10 protein-coding genes are annotated in these 15,182 nt (G+C 44.2%); all 10 read right to left on the reverse strand.

What is annotated here, in order from left to right:
• Nucleotides 1–21: 21 nt before the first annotated feature.
• The 10 genes from GYM62_RS10760 to GYM62_RS10800 all read right to left on the reverse strand — a co-directional run bounded on the left by GYM62_RS10760 (nt 22) and on the right by GYM62_RS10800 (nt 15,180).
• Nucleotides 22–1,764 carry an efflux RND transporter periplasmic adaptor subunit gene (locus GYM62_RS10760; RefSeq protein ID WP_255590336.1) on the reverse strand — a complete coding sequence of 581 codons (1,743 nt, stop codon included), beginning with the start codon at nt 1,762–1,764 and terminating at the stop codon, nt 22–24.
• Nucleotides 1,765–1,824: 60 nt separating this feature from the next.
• A complete protein-coding gene (locus GYM62_RS10765; protein ID WP_219956408.1) occupies nt 1,825–3,249 on the reverse strand; it encodes a TolC family protein in 1,425 nt (474 codons plus the stop codon).
• A gap of 10 nt (nt 3,250–3,259) precedes the next feature.
• Nucleotides 3,260–7,084: an efflux RND transporter permease subunit gene (locus GYM62_RS10770; protein ID WP_219956409.1), complete on the reverse strand. Its 3,825-nt coding sequence runs from the start codon at nt 7,082–7,084 to the stop codon at nt 3,260–3,262.
• A gap of 106 nt (nt 7,085–7,190) precedes the next feature.
• Nucleotides 7,191–7,595: a hypothetical protein gene (locus tag GYM62_RS10775; protein ID WP_219956410.1), complete on the reverse strand. Its 405-nt coding sequence runs from the start codon at nt 7,593–7,595 to the stop codon at nt 7,191–7,193.
• A gap of 103 nt (nt 7,596–7,698) precedes the next feature.
• On the reverse strand, nt 7,699–10,521 hold the full coding sequence (locus tag GYM62_RS10780; protein WP_219956411.1) for a cation-transporting P-type ATPase: 2,823 nt from the start codon (nt 10,519–10,521) through the stop codon (nt 7,699–7,701).
• Between the two features lie 57 nt (nt 10,522–10,578).
• The gene (locus tag GYM62_RS10785; RefSeq protein WP_084121529.1) at nt 10,579–11,121 is read right to left on the reverse strand and encodes an AAA family ATPase; all 543 of its coding nucleotides are present in this window, start codon (nt 11,119–11,121) and stop codon (nt 10,579–10,581) included.
• A gap of 560 nt (nt 11,122–11,681) precedes the next feature.
• The gene (locus tag GYM62_RS10790; protein WP_255590338.1) at nt 11,682–12,761 is read right to left on the reverse strand and encodes an MBL fold metallo-hydrolase RNA specificity domain-containing protein; all 1,080 of its coding nucleotides are present in this window, start codon (nt 12,759–12,761) and stop codon (nt 11,682–11,684) included.
• On the reverse strand, nt 12,712–13,071 hold the full coding sequence (locus tag GYM62_RS21025) for an MBL fold metallo-hydrolase (protein ID WP_255590339.1): 360 nt from the start codon (nt 13,069–13,071) through the stop codon (nt 12,712–12,714). Before GYM62_RS21025 ends, GYM62_RS10790 begins: the two co-directional genes overlap by 50 nt.
• The gene (locus tag GYM62_RS10795; RefSeq protein ID WP_219956412.1) at nt 13,064–13,930 is read right to left on the reverse strand and encodes a restriction endonuclease; all 867 of its coding nucleotides are present in this window, start codon (nt 13,928–13,930) and stop codon (nt 13,064–13,066) included. Before GYM62_RS10795 ends, GYM62_RS21025 begins: the two co-directional genes overlap by 8 nt.
• 251 nt (nt 13,931–14,181) lie before the next feature.
• Complete coding sequence (locus GYM62_RS10800; protein WP_370627622.1) at nt 14,182–15,180, reverse strand: hypothetical protein; 999 nt, start codon at nt 15,178–15,180, stop codon at nt 14,182–14,184.
• Nucleotides 15,181–15,182 lie beyond the last annotated feature (2 nt).

The following is a 15,182-nucleotide window of genomic DNA, read 5'->3' on the forward strand; positions in this document are numbered from 1 at the left end:
TTTACAGCAACTTTTCATCTCTTAATGGTTATGTCCACCGGCTGCTTGCTTGGCAGGCCCTCCATCCTCAAAGACTTTTTGACCTTTGAGATACGTCTCTTTCACCTCCCCACAGGAAAGCATGGCCTCACCGAAGTAGGGGTTGAGAATCTCTTCCGTTTCACTGAGCCAAAATGCGCCCTTATTGTCAAATGCCATCGGGCAGAAATCTTTGTACACTTTGTCCTTTTCCAGTCCGAAAGATTCGGTCATCTCCAGCATATTTTCAGAAAGCATTGAGAAGTGTTGCCGCAGGCCATCCAGGCTTTCTTCAGCCTGCATCATTTTAGTTGCTTCTGAAAACTTCTGTTTCAAAGCCATCCAGTGATCGTGTGCCTGGCCTTTCAGCCCGGCCATGTCAATCTGGTCCAAAGCTGCCTCCAACTGTTCCAATGCGGATTGTGTAGCCTTTGGATCATCAGCGACCAAACCATTCTTTACTTTGAAATAAGCATCGGCCAGCGCTGTGATTTGTTCCCTGAAAGCCTGTGGTACGTCCATGGTTTTCACATCCGGACGCATGAGCATACTGTAGTTTCCGGAAAGTTGTGCAGCCGCATCGATGGCAAATACTCCATTGGTCACTATCTCTTCACCCGCTTCCAGCCCTGCTTCTACGAGGTACATTTCACCCATCCGGGGACCGATGGTGATTTCCCGCATTTCGTAGGCTGGGAATTCAGAGTTCTGCACTTTGATGTAAACAATGGAGCGTTTTCCAGACCAGAGCAAAGCGGTACGGGGTATGGCCAGGGATGATTGACCTTTCCGGAGAGTGGTTTTAACCTGTGCATTGACAAACATTTCAGGCCGTAGTTCCCCACTTCTGTTATAAGCTTCTGCACGAACAGAAGCCGCCCGTGTATTTGGATTAATCACCGGGTCTATGTAAGTGACCTTTGCTGTGAATGTTTGTCCGGGGATCCCGGCAGCCGTAAAGCTTACTTCATCACCAATTTTTACAAATGGCAGATCGGATTCGTACGCATCGATCATGATCCAGACTCGGCTCAGATCGACCACATCAAACAATACTGATCCGGTACCCACATAGTCGCCCACGGCAATGTTTCGCTGGGTCACTATACCTCCTTTGTCTGCGAGAACATCAAATTGATCCCTTACTTTTCCTGTTTTTTCTATTTCATCGATTTGGTTTTCATTGAGTTTCCAAAGCCTGAGCTTCTCACGTGCAGCAGTATAAAGCTCAGGGTAGGTCTCTTTCGTGGAGGCAGCTTCCAATAATTCCTTTTGGGCTGTAACCAACTCAGGCGAATAAATGGTGGCCAATCGTTCCCCGGTTCTTACCACCTGCCCTGTGAAGTTTACAAAGAGCTGCTCTATTCGCCCGGGAAATTTTGCCGTAACGGAAGCCAACTGGCGTTCATCGGCCTTCACTTTACCGGTAAGGAAAAGCTCACCTTCAGGTGACACTCCTGTAACTCTGGAGGTATGGATATTGGCCATGGCCACCGCTTCAGGGGTCATCTCATGAATCAATGGATTCGAACTGGCTGATGACCGTTTAGTGGAAGCTGGTATCAGGTCCATTCCGCAAATGGGACATTGGCCGGGTTCCGATTGCCTGATCTGCGGGTGCATAGAACAGGTCCAAACCTCATTACCTTCATCATGGTTATGCACGGCTGCTTCCGTCTCCTGATGACCTGAAGATGGTTTTACCATCCAGCCGAGTACGCCTCCCAATGTCAGCGCTACGAGCACGATCAGTAGGAGTTTTTTATTTTTAAATATTTCTTTCATCGTTTTAACTTTTTAGATCAATTAATTCAGTTCTGTTGCTGCCAGGTTTTCCAGCATGGCAATGGTGACGTGCTGATCTACTATTGAAGTGATCAGCTTGAGTTGATAATCGAGCAATTGCTGTTGTACCCGCAGCACTTCCTCGAAATCCCGTCCGTCAGTAGCGTAGCTGGTCATCAGCAGGTTCAGAGTTTGCCTGGCCAGGTCGGTTTGCTCCCGGTACAGCTTTGTCCTTCTGGTTGCATCGTCCAAATCCCGCAAGGCGGTTGACCATCGGGTGGTCAACTGATTGACGGTGTTTTCCCTGCGCTGCTGAACGGCCAATTGTTTCAATTCCGCCTCTTTCTGTAAAGCATTGTACTTTTTCCGATAGATGGGTATAGTCAGCCTCAACATGGGCATCACCATGTCATTGCCGCCCATCGGCATTCCATTTTCTGTCCTTGGACTAAAGGGTATATAGTTGACGCCTGCCCCCAACATAGGCCTGCCTTCCAGCCGAGCCATCTTTTTCTGTGCCTCATAGGCTTCTTCCTCGGCATCCAGCATTTTCAACATGGGATTGTTCTGCGTAATGCTGTCCAGCAAAGCCTGGCGCTCCCAAGAGACTACTGATCCGCTCAATGAATCGGCTATGCTTACCACTTCATTGATATCCCGGTTAAGCAACTGATTGAATTCGGCTTTAATGGGCAGTCGGGAGTCTTCAAGCAAGGCAAGTGTGTTTTCCAGTTCCTTGATCTGAATCCTTACCCTGAGCACATCACTCATGCCTGACCCGCCCCCGTTCATTGATGAGGAAGTACCCATTGAAGAACCACCTTTTGAACTGCTTTTACCGGAAGTGCCACTGGTCATTCCACCGCTCATTCCACCCATTGACGATGCTGATGAGGTGGAGGAACCGCTGTTCATGCTTGTAGCTTGCTGCATATTGCTAGGGCCGGAACCGGTTCCTATATCTGCACTCTGAAAACGAATGAGCGCCAGCCGCTCATACTGTTTAAGAATCTCAAGGTTTTCCTCCGTAATGCGGATTTCCTCTTCTAGCCGATACAGTTGATACCAGGTGTTTTTTACCTGATAAAACAAGCGGTATTTGGCATCCTGAAACACTTCGTACTGCGCCAGTGCCATTTTGCTGGCTTCATCCTTTTGGGTTTTCAGCATGCCGAACCAGGGAAACATCTGCATCAACTGGATGTCGGCTTGCTGGTTGCCCATGAACCGCTCCATTGGTTGAAAGAAGAAACCCATGGTCAGTTCAGGATCAGGAAGTGCTCCCACCTGAGGTACTTTTTCCAAAGAGGCCAGATATTCATTGAAGTAGGCTTTTAACTCCGGGTTGTTTTCTGCTGCTACTTTCAGGTATTCATCCAGGCTTTGTGAAAAGCTTGTGGACTGAACTCCTAAAAACAACAGGAATATGATTGCTATTTTTTTCATCTTCCTCTATTTATGATTCAGTAAATACTTTGGGATTGCGTTTAATCTTGCGCTCTGCCCACCAACAGTATAGGACTGGCACCAGCAGAACCGTCATAATTTCGATGATCATGCCCCCGAATGAAGGAATGGCCATGGGTATCATAATGTCGGATCCTCGCCCGGAAGATGTGAGTACAGGTAAGAGGGCCAGTAAAGTGGTGGCGGTGGTCATCATGGCCGGGAGTACCCGCTTTTGACCAGCCTCCAATACAGCTTTGCGAACCTCCTTCACGTTTTCAGGTTCCCGTTTCTCAAAGCTTTGCTTGAGGTAAGTAGCCACCACTACGCCATCATCGGTAGCGATTCCAAACAGTGCTATGAAGCCTACCCAGACGGCCACACTCAGGTTGTAGGTCTTCATCTGGAAGAGTTCTCTCATATTGGTGTCAAAGACCGAAAAATCCATGAACCAACCCTGACTATACAGCCAGAGCATCAAGAACCCACCTGAAAAAGCCATAGCAATGCCTGAGAATACAAATAAGGTGGTAGAGATGGCTCGAAACTGAAAATACAGGATCAGGAAAATGGCCATAAGGCATAGCGGGACTACAATTGCGAGTCGTTTCTCTGCGCGGATTTGGTTTTCGTAGCTTCCCGAAAATTCATAGCGGACACCAGCAGGAATGGTCAGTTCACCTGCATCTATCTTTGATCTCAGGTAGCGTTGCGCATCCTCTACTACGGTAACCTCTGCAAACTCCTTTTTCCTGTCCAATAGCACATAGCCTACAAGGAAGCTGTTCTCCCCACGGATCATTTCGGGCCCGGGGCGATAGGTGATTTTCGCTAATTGACCCAACGGAATGTAGTTGCCTAAGGGCGTGGGCACCTGCATGTTTTCAATGGATGAAGGATCATCACGGTATTCACGGGCATAGCGTACCCTTATCGGAAAGCGCTCCCTTCCTTCCACCGTGGTGCTCAGCTTCATGCCACCGATGGCTATTTCTATATAGTCTTGCACGTCCCGTACGTTCAATCCGTAGCGGGAAATCTGATCCCGGTCTATGTCAATCTCCAAATAAGGTTTTCCCACAATCCGGTCAGCAAAGACAGCTTCACTTTTTACCGATGGCACTTCTTTCAGGTATTTCTCGAGTTGAAGGCCGAATTCTTCAATGGTCTCCAAATCAGGTCCATACACCTTAATACCCATAGGGGCCCGCATACCCGTTTGCAACATCACCAGGCGTGTCTCAATAGGCTGTAATTTGGGAGAGGAGGTTACGCCCGGAATATTGGCGACACCAACAATTTCGTCCCAAATGTCATCCGGTGTTTTGATGTGATCCCGCCACTGGCGGAAATATTCTCCATCAGGATCAGGAGTGAGATGCTTTATATCTATTTGCTCAGGGGACATGGTTTCCGGGTCATAGGTGGTTCCATCTTTCAGTTCAAAGTGACCGTCATCATTTACTTTAAACCGCAGCTTGTTTCCATTGATATCGGATACGTATTCGCTTTTGTAGTTAATGGTGTTTTCGAACATCGAAATGGGTGCAGGATCGATAGCCGTTTCTGCCCTGCCTGCCTTACCCACCACCATTTCCACCTCAGGAATGGCGGTGACCATCATGTCCAGTTTTTGTAATACTTCCCGGTTCACTTCAATGCCGGAGTGTGGCATGGATGTAGGCATCAACAAGAATGAACCTTCATTGAGCGAAGGCATGAATTCTTCCCCCAAACCGGGAAAAGCTTCCGATACAGCCGACCATCCTGAAGTTTTCCTCAATTTCCACCCCAGCTTCTCAGTTGCATTTGGCAAAAAGCCAAAGACCCGGTCGAAACCCAGCCAGATATTGGCCCCCAATAAAATAATGACAACAGGTGTAACCAAGAACAAGCCTTTATTGTCCAGGCACCACATGAGTATTTTCGGATAAACCCTGAGGAATAGAGCGAAGGTGCCAAGCACCAGGCCGAGGATTACAGCAATAAACAGAAAATTGACAAGCAGGCTATTGGATACCCCCAAGGGTACCCATTCGGTGGTCAGTAGCCAGGCTACAGCCACCACTGTTACGCCCACCATCATCAGATCGCGGTATTTTCCCAGTCTGTCAGGGTAGTGGTGCAGCAGCACGTTCACCAGCCCAAAACCAAACAGCACCCAGCCTGCCCATGACCATACGGTAAAGGCAATCACCGGCCCGGCAATGAGTAACAGGTAATTCAGGTACAGCCCTGTTTTCCCTTTTGCCTTTTTCATTGAAAATATCCAATGCGAGAATGCCGGCATGATGACGAGGGTAAAAATCACGGCCGACACCAAGGCAAAAGTTTTGGTGTAAGCCAATGGCCCGAAAAGTTTGCCTTCGGCCGCTTGAAGTGTAAATACCGGCAGGAAACTGACAATGGTAGTACTTACAGCCGTGATAATGGCAGTGGCTACTTCGGTAGTAGCCTCATACACGGTTTTTAATTTTGACTGGCCTTCGGGGGCAATTTCCAGGTGCCGGAGAATGTTTTCATTCAGGATAATCCCCAGATCGACCATGGTGCCGATGGCAATAGCGATACCGGAAAGCGCTACGATGTTAGCATCCACTCCAAAGTACTTCATGAATATGAAGCACATGAGTACCGCCAGTGGCAAAAGCGCTGAAATGAGGATAGATGCCCTCAGGTTGTACACCATCACAATAATTACAATGATGGTGATCAGAATCTGGAGGCTGATGGCTTCATACAGGGTACCGAGTGTCTCGTAGATCAATCCGGTGCGGTCGTAAAAAGGGACAATGGTCACTTTAGAAACCGTGCCGTCTGCCAGTGTTTTGGACGGAAGTCCATCGGCTATTTTTTCAATTTCCGCTTTTGTCGCATTGATGATTTTCAAGGGGTTGTCACCGTAGCGGGCAATTACCACACCGCCCACCGCTTCGGCACCTGATTTGTCCAGGATGCCGCTCATGTTTCTTGGTTGGGGGCCAATGTTTACCTTGGCAACATCTTTTACCCGGATCGGGACATTGTCCGTTACTTTTACTACAGCCTTGTCCAGATCAGCCAGCTCTTCTACATAACCCAGGCCTCTTACGAAATAATCCACCCGGTTTACTTCAATGGTGTTGGCCCCTACATCGATATTGCTGTTTCTTACGGCCTGCATCACATCCATGAGGCTAACCCCATGCGCTTTTAAAGCTGCCGGATCGACATCTACCTGGTATTCTTTGACATAGCCACCTACGGAAGCTACTTCGGCCACACCCTCTACAGCAGTAAGCGCATAACGGATGTAATAGTCCTGGATGGTACGCAGTTCGTGGAGATCCCAACCTCCGGTAGGGTTTCCGTCTTTGTCCCGGCCTTCCAGCGTGTACCAATACACCTGCCCCAGGGCGGTAGCATCAGGGCCAAGTTTTGGCTGCACATCCGGTGGAAGCAAACCTGCCGGTAAAGAGTTGAGTTTTTCCAGCACCCGTGACCGGCTCCAGTAGAACTCAATGTCTTCATTAAAAATAATATAGATGCTGGAAAAGCCGAAGGCAGAACTACTCCGCACACTTTTTACACCGGGAAGGCCCAGCAAAGCCGTGGTGAGCGGATAGGTGATCTGGTCTTCCACATCCTGCGGAGACCGCCCCATCCATTCGGTGAAAACGATTTGCTGGTTTTCCCCAATATCCGGGATAGCATCCACGGGTACGGGATCACGAGGGAGGAAGCCCACCTCCCAGTTGAACGGGGCTGTAACAATGCCCCAGGCTACAATGAGTAGCAATACGAGAACAGTAACGAGCTTATTCTCGAGAAAGAATTTGATTATGGAATTGAGCATTTTTCATTCAATTTTCTTTAAAACTGGATTGACTTGAGCGCATACAAATGCATGCACTTGTGGCGCAGCATAATGCTATGCCTAGTGAAAGAATTGAATGAAAAGCTTAAATAAGGAAGGATTGAACGAGCACAGGTATGTCACGCTCAATCAGAGGGGGGGAATAATCGTTATACGAATAATAATCAACTGCAGGAGCGCTGAAAAGAAACGATACCACAGCGTAGAGCACTGCGATCATTTGAAAATCAGGAACTGCAACTTTGGTCACTTGCGTAAGATCTTCATGACCCTCAATTACAACAGTCTGGTCTTCACAGCACCCTTTCTTAGTTACTTGCTGGTGTTCACAATCCGGATCATGCTTATTCGTGGCACAAGGTGATTTCTGTGTGGCCATTTCGCAGGGCTCAACCCCAGAAAAAAGTGCAATGCTCTCTAGCTGGCCCATACAGAAATGCATGCCAAAGGTGAAGCTCATGGAACTGAGCAGCACCAAGGCTGAAAGCATAATGGCCGATATTTTTCTAAAACGTTGCAATGGTCAAAATTACAAATTATATTTGAAAAGGATAGAAATTTTTACTCAAATATTTGTATTGGCTGAAGGTTTTTTACATGAAGTTGCTCCTTGAGGGGTTAGACCACAAAGATTTCATTGTTCCGTTTTCGGATTTCCTTATAGGAACAATTTTTTTAAAAGGATTAAAATATCCTCCTTTTTCCGAATCATTGTCAAATATCTTTTTTGTTATCATCTTTTCAATTTCAACGATTATGAAAAACAAAAGACCTGCCGCCAGTATCCAGGTTAATTCTCTTGTATGCAATGGCGTGGTATCGAATAAAATGTTCATAAATGGAGTGTAAGTAAAGAATAGCTGAATCAGCACCACAGAGCTAATTGCATAAAATACTTTAGGGTTACTGAAGAAACCTTTACCCAGCACTGGTTCTCTCAAATAGCGACAGTTAAGGAGATAAAATACTTCTCCTGCTACAAGGGTGTTTACTGCAGCTGACCTTGCGTGGCCATAATCGGCACCAAACTGAATCAAAAAATGGTGAACCATTAGAGTGATCGATCCCAATAAAACTGAAACAAACCCTATACGCCAGATAAGGAATCCGTCCAAAATCGGTTCATTGGGTTTACGGGGAGGACGGGTTGTCACATTGGGCTCCCCGGGTTCAAATGCCAGTGCAAACCCAAGTGTAACGGCAGTAACTAAATTAATCCATAAAATTTGGAGTGGGGTAATGGGCATATGTCCTCCTATAAGGACAGATGCCATCATAACAAAACCCTCTGCACCGTTAGTTGGCAGGACAAACAAGATGGATTTTTTAAGATTGTCGTAGATGGAACGTCCTTCAAATACTGCTTTGGCTATAGTTGCAAAATTATCATCCGCTAAGATCATTTCTGCGGAATCCTTGGTTACATCTGTTCCTTTGATCCCCATAGCAATTCCAACATCGGCTCTTTTAAGTGCGGGGGCATCATTGACACCATCACCCGTCATAGCTACTATTTGTCCGTTACTTTGGAGTGCCTTTACAAGTCTGAGCTTGTGTTCAGGCGTTGTGCGGGCAAATACCTGGTATTTTTTTGCCACAGCCTCTAATTCTATATCGCTTAGTTTTTCAAGTTCCGGTCCACTTATTACATTATCTTCTTTAACAATGTTCAGGCTTTCCCCAATAGCTTTGGCGGTAAGGGTGTGGTCTCCGGTTATCATTTTGACTTCTACCCCTGCCTGATGACATTGTTCAATTGCCTTGATGGCTTCCTGTCGAGGAGGGTCAATCATAGCCACTATCCCCAAAAAATCCATATTAAAAACATCGCTCAATAGAATATTCTTATAATCTAAAGGTACTTTTTTACTTGCTGTTGCTATGATTCTTTTTCCTTCCGAAGCCAAGGATGAAAGTTGCTCCTTCCACCATTCAGGAGAGTTGGTATCGCTTTGACCGATACTGCCGTGGAATACAGACATTTCCAGAACCTTTTCAGGGGCACCCTTTAAATAAATGGTATTGAAATGCTCACCCGGAATTAAAACCGCCATAAACTTTTGGGACGAGTCAAACGGTATTATATCCAACCGTTTGTTGTTTTTAAATCCATAGTAGCCACCCTTGAGAGCAAGTGACAAAAGGGCTGATTCAGTTGGATCTCCGATTATTGACCACTCATCCCCGGATTTGTTGGCTTCCGAATTACTACAAAGGGCAACACCCTGAAGGAGTTCATCGAATCCATCAGATTCACCCATTGCTACTTTTTTCCCATTGTCGAAAATCTCTCCTACAGGGGAATATCCCACTCCCGTGACCGTGTATTGTTTATTGGCCAATAAAACATCGGTAACTGTCATTTCATTCTTGGTAAGGGTACCTGTTTTATCAGAGCATATCACCGTAACTTCTCCAAGCGTCTCCACTGAAGGAAGTTTTCGGATGATGGCATTTTGCTTGGCCATTTTTAGTACGCCTTTTGCCAGGGTTATCGTCATTAGTACAGGCAATCCTTCCGGTATGAGTGAAACAGCTATACCAACCACTATCAGAAACAGTTCATTCAGTGCATAACCCTGAATAAAATAGCCCAACATAAAAAATATTGCGGAAAGGAAAATAATTGCGATAGCGAGCATTTTACCGAAGCGGTCAAATTTTCTCATTAAAGGGGTGCTAAGGGTTTGCACATTCTCCATCATTTTGCTGATCTGCCCGATTTGAGTATGAACCCCAGTGCAGACCACAATACCTGTACCTATTCCGTTTGTAACCAGCGTTCCCGAATAGGCCATACATTTCCTGTCAGCAGGAAGCGATTCTTCGGGAAATACCTCTGTGGTTTTATTCACAGGTAGAGACTCACCGGTTAAGACAGCTTCTTCAATCTTCATGTTGGTTGCTTCTGTAAGCCTTATGTCTGCCGGAATTTTGTCACCCGCTTTAAGCAGCACAATGTCGCCCGGCACAAGGCTTTCTGCAAGTATAGATTTCGTTTGACTAGAACGGATTACTTTTGCGTGTCCCGGCAACATATTACTTATTCCCCGAATAGCACGTTCGGCTTTGTTTTCCTGAATATATCCGATCACAGCATTGATTAGCTCAACGCCAAAAATGACTCCTGTGACTAGCCAGTTGCCCATTAAGGCTGTAATGACAGCAGCAATCAGCAATATGTAAATCAGCAAATTATCAAAGTGCTTCAGGAATTTCATTACCGGATTGACACCAGATTTTTCAGGTAGTTTATTCCATCCGTATTTCAAGCTTCTTTCTTCTGCGGACTTATCTGTCAGTCCTTCTGGAGAGGTATCCAATCTCCTGTAAATTTCATCCACAGGCAAGCTGTGCCAGTGTACCTGACCTGTAGAATTTGAAGATTTTTCCATTATGTCTTCTTTCGTTTTCATTTTGGACCATCTAAATTTTGTAACCTGCGTTTGCTAATTTTATTCATTGGGTTTAGGTTAAAGGTGTTTGAGGATAAAATCTACTCTTTCTTTAGGAGGCAATACTGGAATATGAACAATAGGGCAGGGAAAAGACTGGTAAACCGCGATGATGAGATTATGTATGCGTATTTGTTCCGCTTCGTCCTCTAACCGTGCGTAGTCATTTGTAAGGGGCAATCGGTCTAATATAAATACATGCTTGTAGCAATACTTATTGCACTGTGCCACCAGTCGCTCGTCATACTCCAAACCCAAGAACTGATAATAAGCCATAGCATCGGGCAAGGCACGGTCTAAAAACACCATTTCGTTTACATCTAAAGTTCCTTCTTCTTCAATCTGCATATTCAGCACACCTAATTGAAATTCTTTTTTGTTTTCTCGTATTTCTTCAACTGTGCGCCCTTTTATTTTTTGGGTATCAATGTAATGCCGTGCATGTTCAATGGTGGTTTTGTAACCTCTTTGGGCAAGCAGGTTTACTACCGTTGTTTTTCCTGTGCAGGGACCTCCTGTAATCACATTCCAATTCGTGATGATTTCTTTGTGTGCTTTCATTATTCAAGTGAGGATTTAAGGATTTGATTTATTTTATAGCATTTATGAAACCGGTCATACTCAATCAATTCATCATCGCTTTTGAATTGCATATCCAAAAGATTATGAAACTTATGATTGTCTGGAAATGATTTTTTAATGTTATTCAGCGTGAGTTCCCGAATGCTGTCTTTAGCCCCATTGCTGAAATAATACTTGGTAACAATAGGACTTCCCTTAATCCCTGAACCGCTTACCACTTTATATAAGAGTATAGCTTCCGCAGGGTTTAACAGTGGGTATTGCTGGTTGTTTGAAAAACGAACAATCGAATTATCACAATATCTGGCAGCAAAAACACTATCTTTTTGAAAAGTATAAACTGTATCGTTGTGCTTTACGGAAATTATTTTGTCCCGAAAAATCAGGTCGGCTGAAATTTTGTGTTTTACAGTTTATTACATAACTGAGGCGGTGATTTGTAAAATCATCTGAAGTGAAGTAGATGCCACTGCTGTCTTTCTGAGAATAAACTGATGTTGTTATCAGCATTAAGCATACATGGATAATGTTTTTTGTTTTCATGTGTTTTTTATTTGGAGGTTAATTAATTCGTTTAGGGATGGAATTGCACAATCCCATTTATAGATTTCTTTTACTTTTTTCTGCAAACCTTCCGCCCCATCTTTCTCACTATGAACTATAAATATTTTTTCGGGCATGGATTTTAATTTACTCATCCAGTCAATCAATCCGTTTTGGTCTGCATGACCTGATAAGCCCTCGATGTTTTCAATCGTTGCCTTTACCTGAAAATATTTACCGTAGAGTTTGATTTCTTTTGCTCCTTCCAGTAATGCTCTCCCTCTCGTGCCTTCCGCCTGAAAACCAACCAACAGTATGGTAGCATTTTCATCACTGAGATACTTTGTAAAATAGGTAAGCACCCTGCCGCCTGCCGCCATACCGCTTCCGGCAATAATTATTTTCGGTGAACTATCGGCAGCAAGCGCATGGGTTTCATCCATTGTTTTAATTCTTCTAATCTCACTGCACATTTCGGAACACTCCTCAATTGAAAGTTTATGCCATGAAGTGTTTTTATGAAATACTTCCAACACATTTCTTCCCATGGGACTATCCATATAAATGGGAATGTCTTTCATTCTTCCTGACTTTTTTAATTGCCAAAAAAGATACATGAGCAGTTGAGTGCGCTCAACAGAAAAACTTGGGATAATGATGGTTCCGTTTCTATTGGTGCATCGGTTGATTAATTCCTGTAACGCATCAATTGCCTGACGATTTGGGTGCAGACGGTTACCGTAAGTAGCTTCAATAAAAAGAATATCGGCATGTTCAGGTTTTTCGGGTGGAAATAACAAGGGGTCAATTTCTCTACCTATATCACCTGAAAAAACCAATAACTTATCGCCTATCTGAAGCTCTATAAAAGTTGCGCCAATAATATGACCGTTATACCGAAAACGATAACGTATATTTTCATTGATGTGAAACCATTCATTTAATGGCTTTGATTTCATTAAAGGCAATGTTGCCTCTACATCATCAAGACCATATAAAGGCAGGGCTGGTTTATGTCTTGAATATTTATGCTTGTTTGCCCGGACAGCATCTTCTTTCTTCCTGAATTTTTGCACTGTCTTTTAAAATTATTTCGGCAACCTGCAATGTGGGCGATGTGCCAATGATATTTCCGGTAAAACCCTCTTTAACCAATCGGGGAAGGTAGCCTGTATGGTCAAGGTGTGCATGGGTAAGTAAAACAACATCAATCTGGGCGGGTGGAAAACTCAATGGTTCCCAATTCAAAAGCCGTAATTCTTTCAAACCTTGAAAAAGTCCACAATCAATAAGGATGTTCTTTCCGAATGCAGTAATAAGATATTTAGAGCCGGTTACTGTTCCGGCTGCTCCGAGAAATTGGATTTTGATTGTATTGTTACTCATTTCTGTTGTTTTTAATGATTATTTTTTCCGAAAAAGTCTCACATAATGCTGAACATTCATCCATTACCTTTTCTAATCTTGGTGAACCGATGCCTATACTTTTCAATACAGTGTGATTGTGGTGAATGGTTTTACATAGCACTATTTTTCTATCTAATAATTGTTGTTTCTCTTTTTGGGTAAGTGTGGTAAGACAGGTTACTGGGTGAAGACCGGAACGGTCAACCCAATCTTTCAATCCCCCATTTTTCGGATGATCCCAACCAATAAGGTTCATCCCCATACATCGTCCGAACTGAGTAGCATCTTCTGAAAAACGGGTATTGGTTACCACCCAGCCTTGATGAAATTTTTCAGCATGACCATCCAACTTTTTCCATTGTTTTTCCACATCCAAAAATCTTGACTGAATGTAAAGTGGAATTTTAACATCGGAGGAATAGCCCTGACGGTTGTGGAATTTACATTCAATCATAAAGTGATGTTCGTCTTTTTCGGCAATCACATCTATCTCGTGCTTTACGCAATGCCCTTGAACAATGATACCGACACGGGTAGTATAACCACTGTAATTGAGAAGCTCAGCTACAAATTGCTCGAAGGGGAAACCCGAAGGCCCCAATTCCATAATGGCATGTTTGAGCTTATACCTTGCCGCAACCGGGCCTGGCACATTCTTCAGCAGTTGAAACGCTTTCTTATAAATCTTCCGGGTAGACATTCCATCCACCAGAATGCCGGTTACTTTTGCAACAATTTCATCAGCTTGTTCAGCATTTGCCCCTGACCGTAAAAGAGATTGTTTTAACTTTCCTTTATTGAAAGGCTCCTGTAATCCCGTTGATTTAGTAATGATCATGGTAATTGATTTTTTCTGTCAATTGATGCATCGTGTGTTTTTCCAAATTTCTCTTTAAACCATCGTTTCAGAGAAATGCCATCCTTCCGGTTAAGCATCCTTAGTGCTTTTTTGAATTCTTTCTTTAGAAGTTGGCTGTCAAAGCTTACTTTCCTGAGTATCTCCTTACTGTACTGTAACCAATTCATTATTGACCTGGTTAAAAATCTATGGAGCCGGACTACATGTCCGACTCCATGATCATTGGACAATCAAAAGCTGATAACAGCTTCCACAATCACTCCGCTAAATTCAGCTCCGGCAAATCTGCCAGTCCATGCCTCGCCATTATAGCTTTGCTTCACATATTCCAATTTGGTCAGGACATTTTTGGAAATAAACCAACCGCCACCAAGATTGAGTCTGCTGATATCCAGGTTTTCAGTGGCACTTTCTCTCATCTTGCCATTTACTGTATTGTACCTTCCACCTATGTAGAACTTTTCATTTGTACCAAACCGATAAAGAAGTTCAGCGGCAAGCTGTGTGAAGCCCCCTTCAGTATCTGATTGGGGCTGGGTAAATTCATTGTTGCCATTGGCCAACTCATATATCCCGAAGAATTCCAGTCCCTTGAATTTGATGAATGGATTGATCTGTAAGGCGGTAAGTTTTGTGAATCTGGCATTGAACCTTCCATCTCTTGGACCTCCTTCAGCAACTCCATTGGCATCAGGTAATGTGTACAATACATTATAATACCTGGTCCCTGCCCTGTCACCACCATATAACCAGGTTCCAGTTGATGTACCATTATTGATATACCAGGAACCTGTTAACCGCACTCTGAAGTCTTCATTAAGTTGCTTGTCAAATCCAAGTTTGCCATAAAATGATGGCTTGTTGTCGGTATTATCGTTCACCGTTACATTTTGATTGAGCTTACCGTTTGTGAGCCCAACCACCGCCAATAAACCATTCTTTTGAACTGTAAGCTCTCCGAATGCCTCGGTCGAGAATGCATCCATAAGATAATTCCCCACAAAGGGGTTGAAAATACCTCTGGCATTGTCTGTTCTCCTGAAACGTGCGTCCCCATAGTTGAACTCATCTAACCCTATGGTAATACTTGCATATTTCATCACTCCCTCCAGAAACCCAGGTTTAACAAAGTCAAGATTATCCACTCTCATGTATCCACCCTTAATCCATGCTTCGTTGTGTGCTCTGGAAGAAAGATAGGTCCTAAGATGCATGCGAACTCCGTCCAATA

The sequence above is a fragment of the Algoriphagus sp. NBT04N3 genome, assembly GCF_019443765.1.
Taxonomy (GTDB): Bacteria; Bacteroidota; Bacteroidia; order Cytophagales; family Cyclobacteriaceae; genus Algoriphagus; species Algoriphagus ornithinivorans.

Bases quoted from the DNA above. Each gene is read 5' to 3' on its own strand.
- GYM62_RS10770 (WP_219956409.1), bottom strand. From the start codon at position 7,084: ATGCTCAATTCCATAATCAAATTCTTTCTCGAGAATAAGCTCGTTACT.
- GYM62_RS10780 (WP_219956411.1), bottom strand. From the start codon at position 10,521: ATGAAAACGAAAGAAGACATAATGGAAAAATCTTCAAATTCTACAGGT.
- GYM62_RS21025 (WP_255590339.1), bottom strand. From the start codon at position 13,071: ATGAGTAACAATACAATCAAAATCCAATTTCTCGGAGCAGCCGGAACA.
- GYM62_RS10765 (WP_219956408.1), bottom strand. From the start codon at position 3,249: ATGAAAAAAATAGCAATCATATTCCTGTTGTTTTTAGGAGTTCAGTCC.
- GYM62_RS10785 (WP_084121529.1), bottom strand. From the start codon at position 11,121: ATGAAAGCACACAAAGAAATCATCACGAATTGGAATGTGATTACAGGA.
- GYM62_RS10795 (WP_219956412.1), bottom strand. From the start codon at position 13,930: ATGATCATTACTAAATCAACGGGATTACAGGAGCCTTTCAATAAAGGA.
- GYM62_RS10775 (WP_219956410.1), bottom strand. From the start codon at position 7,595: ATGCTTTCAGCCTTGGTGCTGCTCAGTTCCATGAGCTTCACCTTTGGC.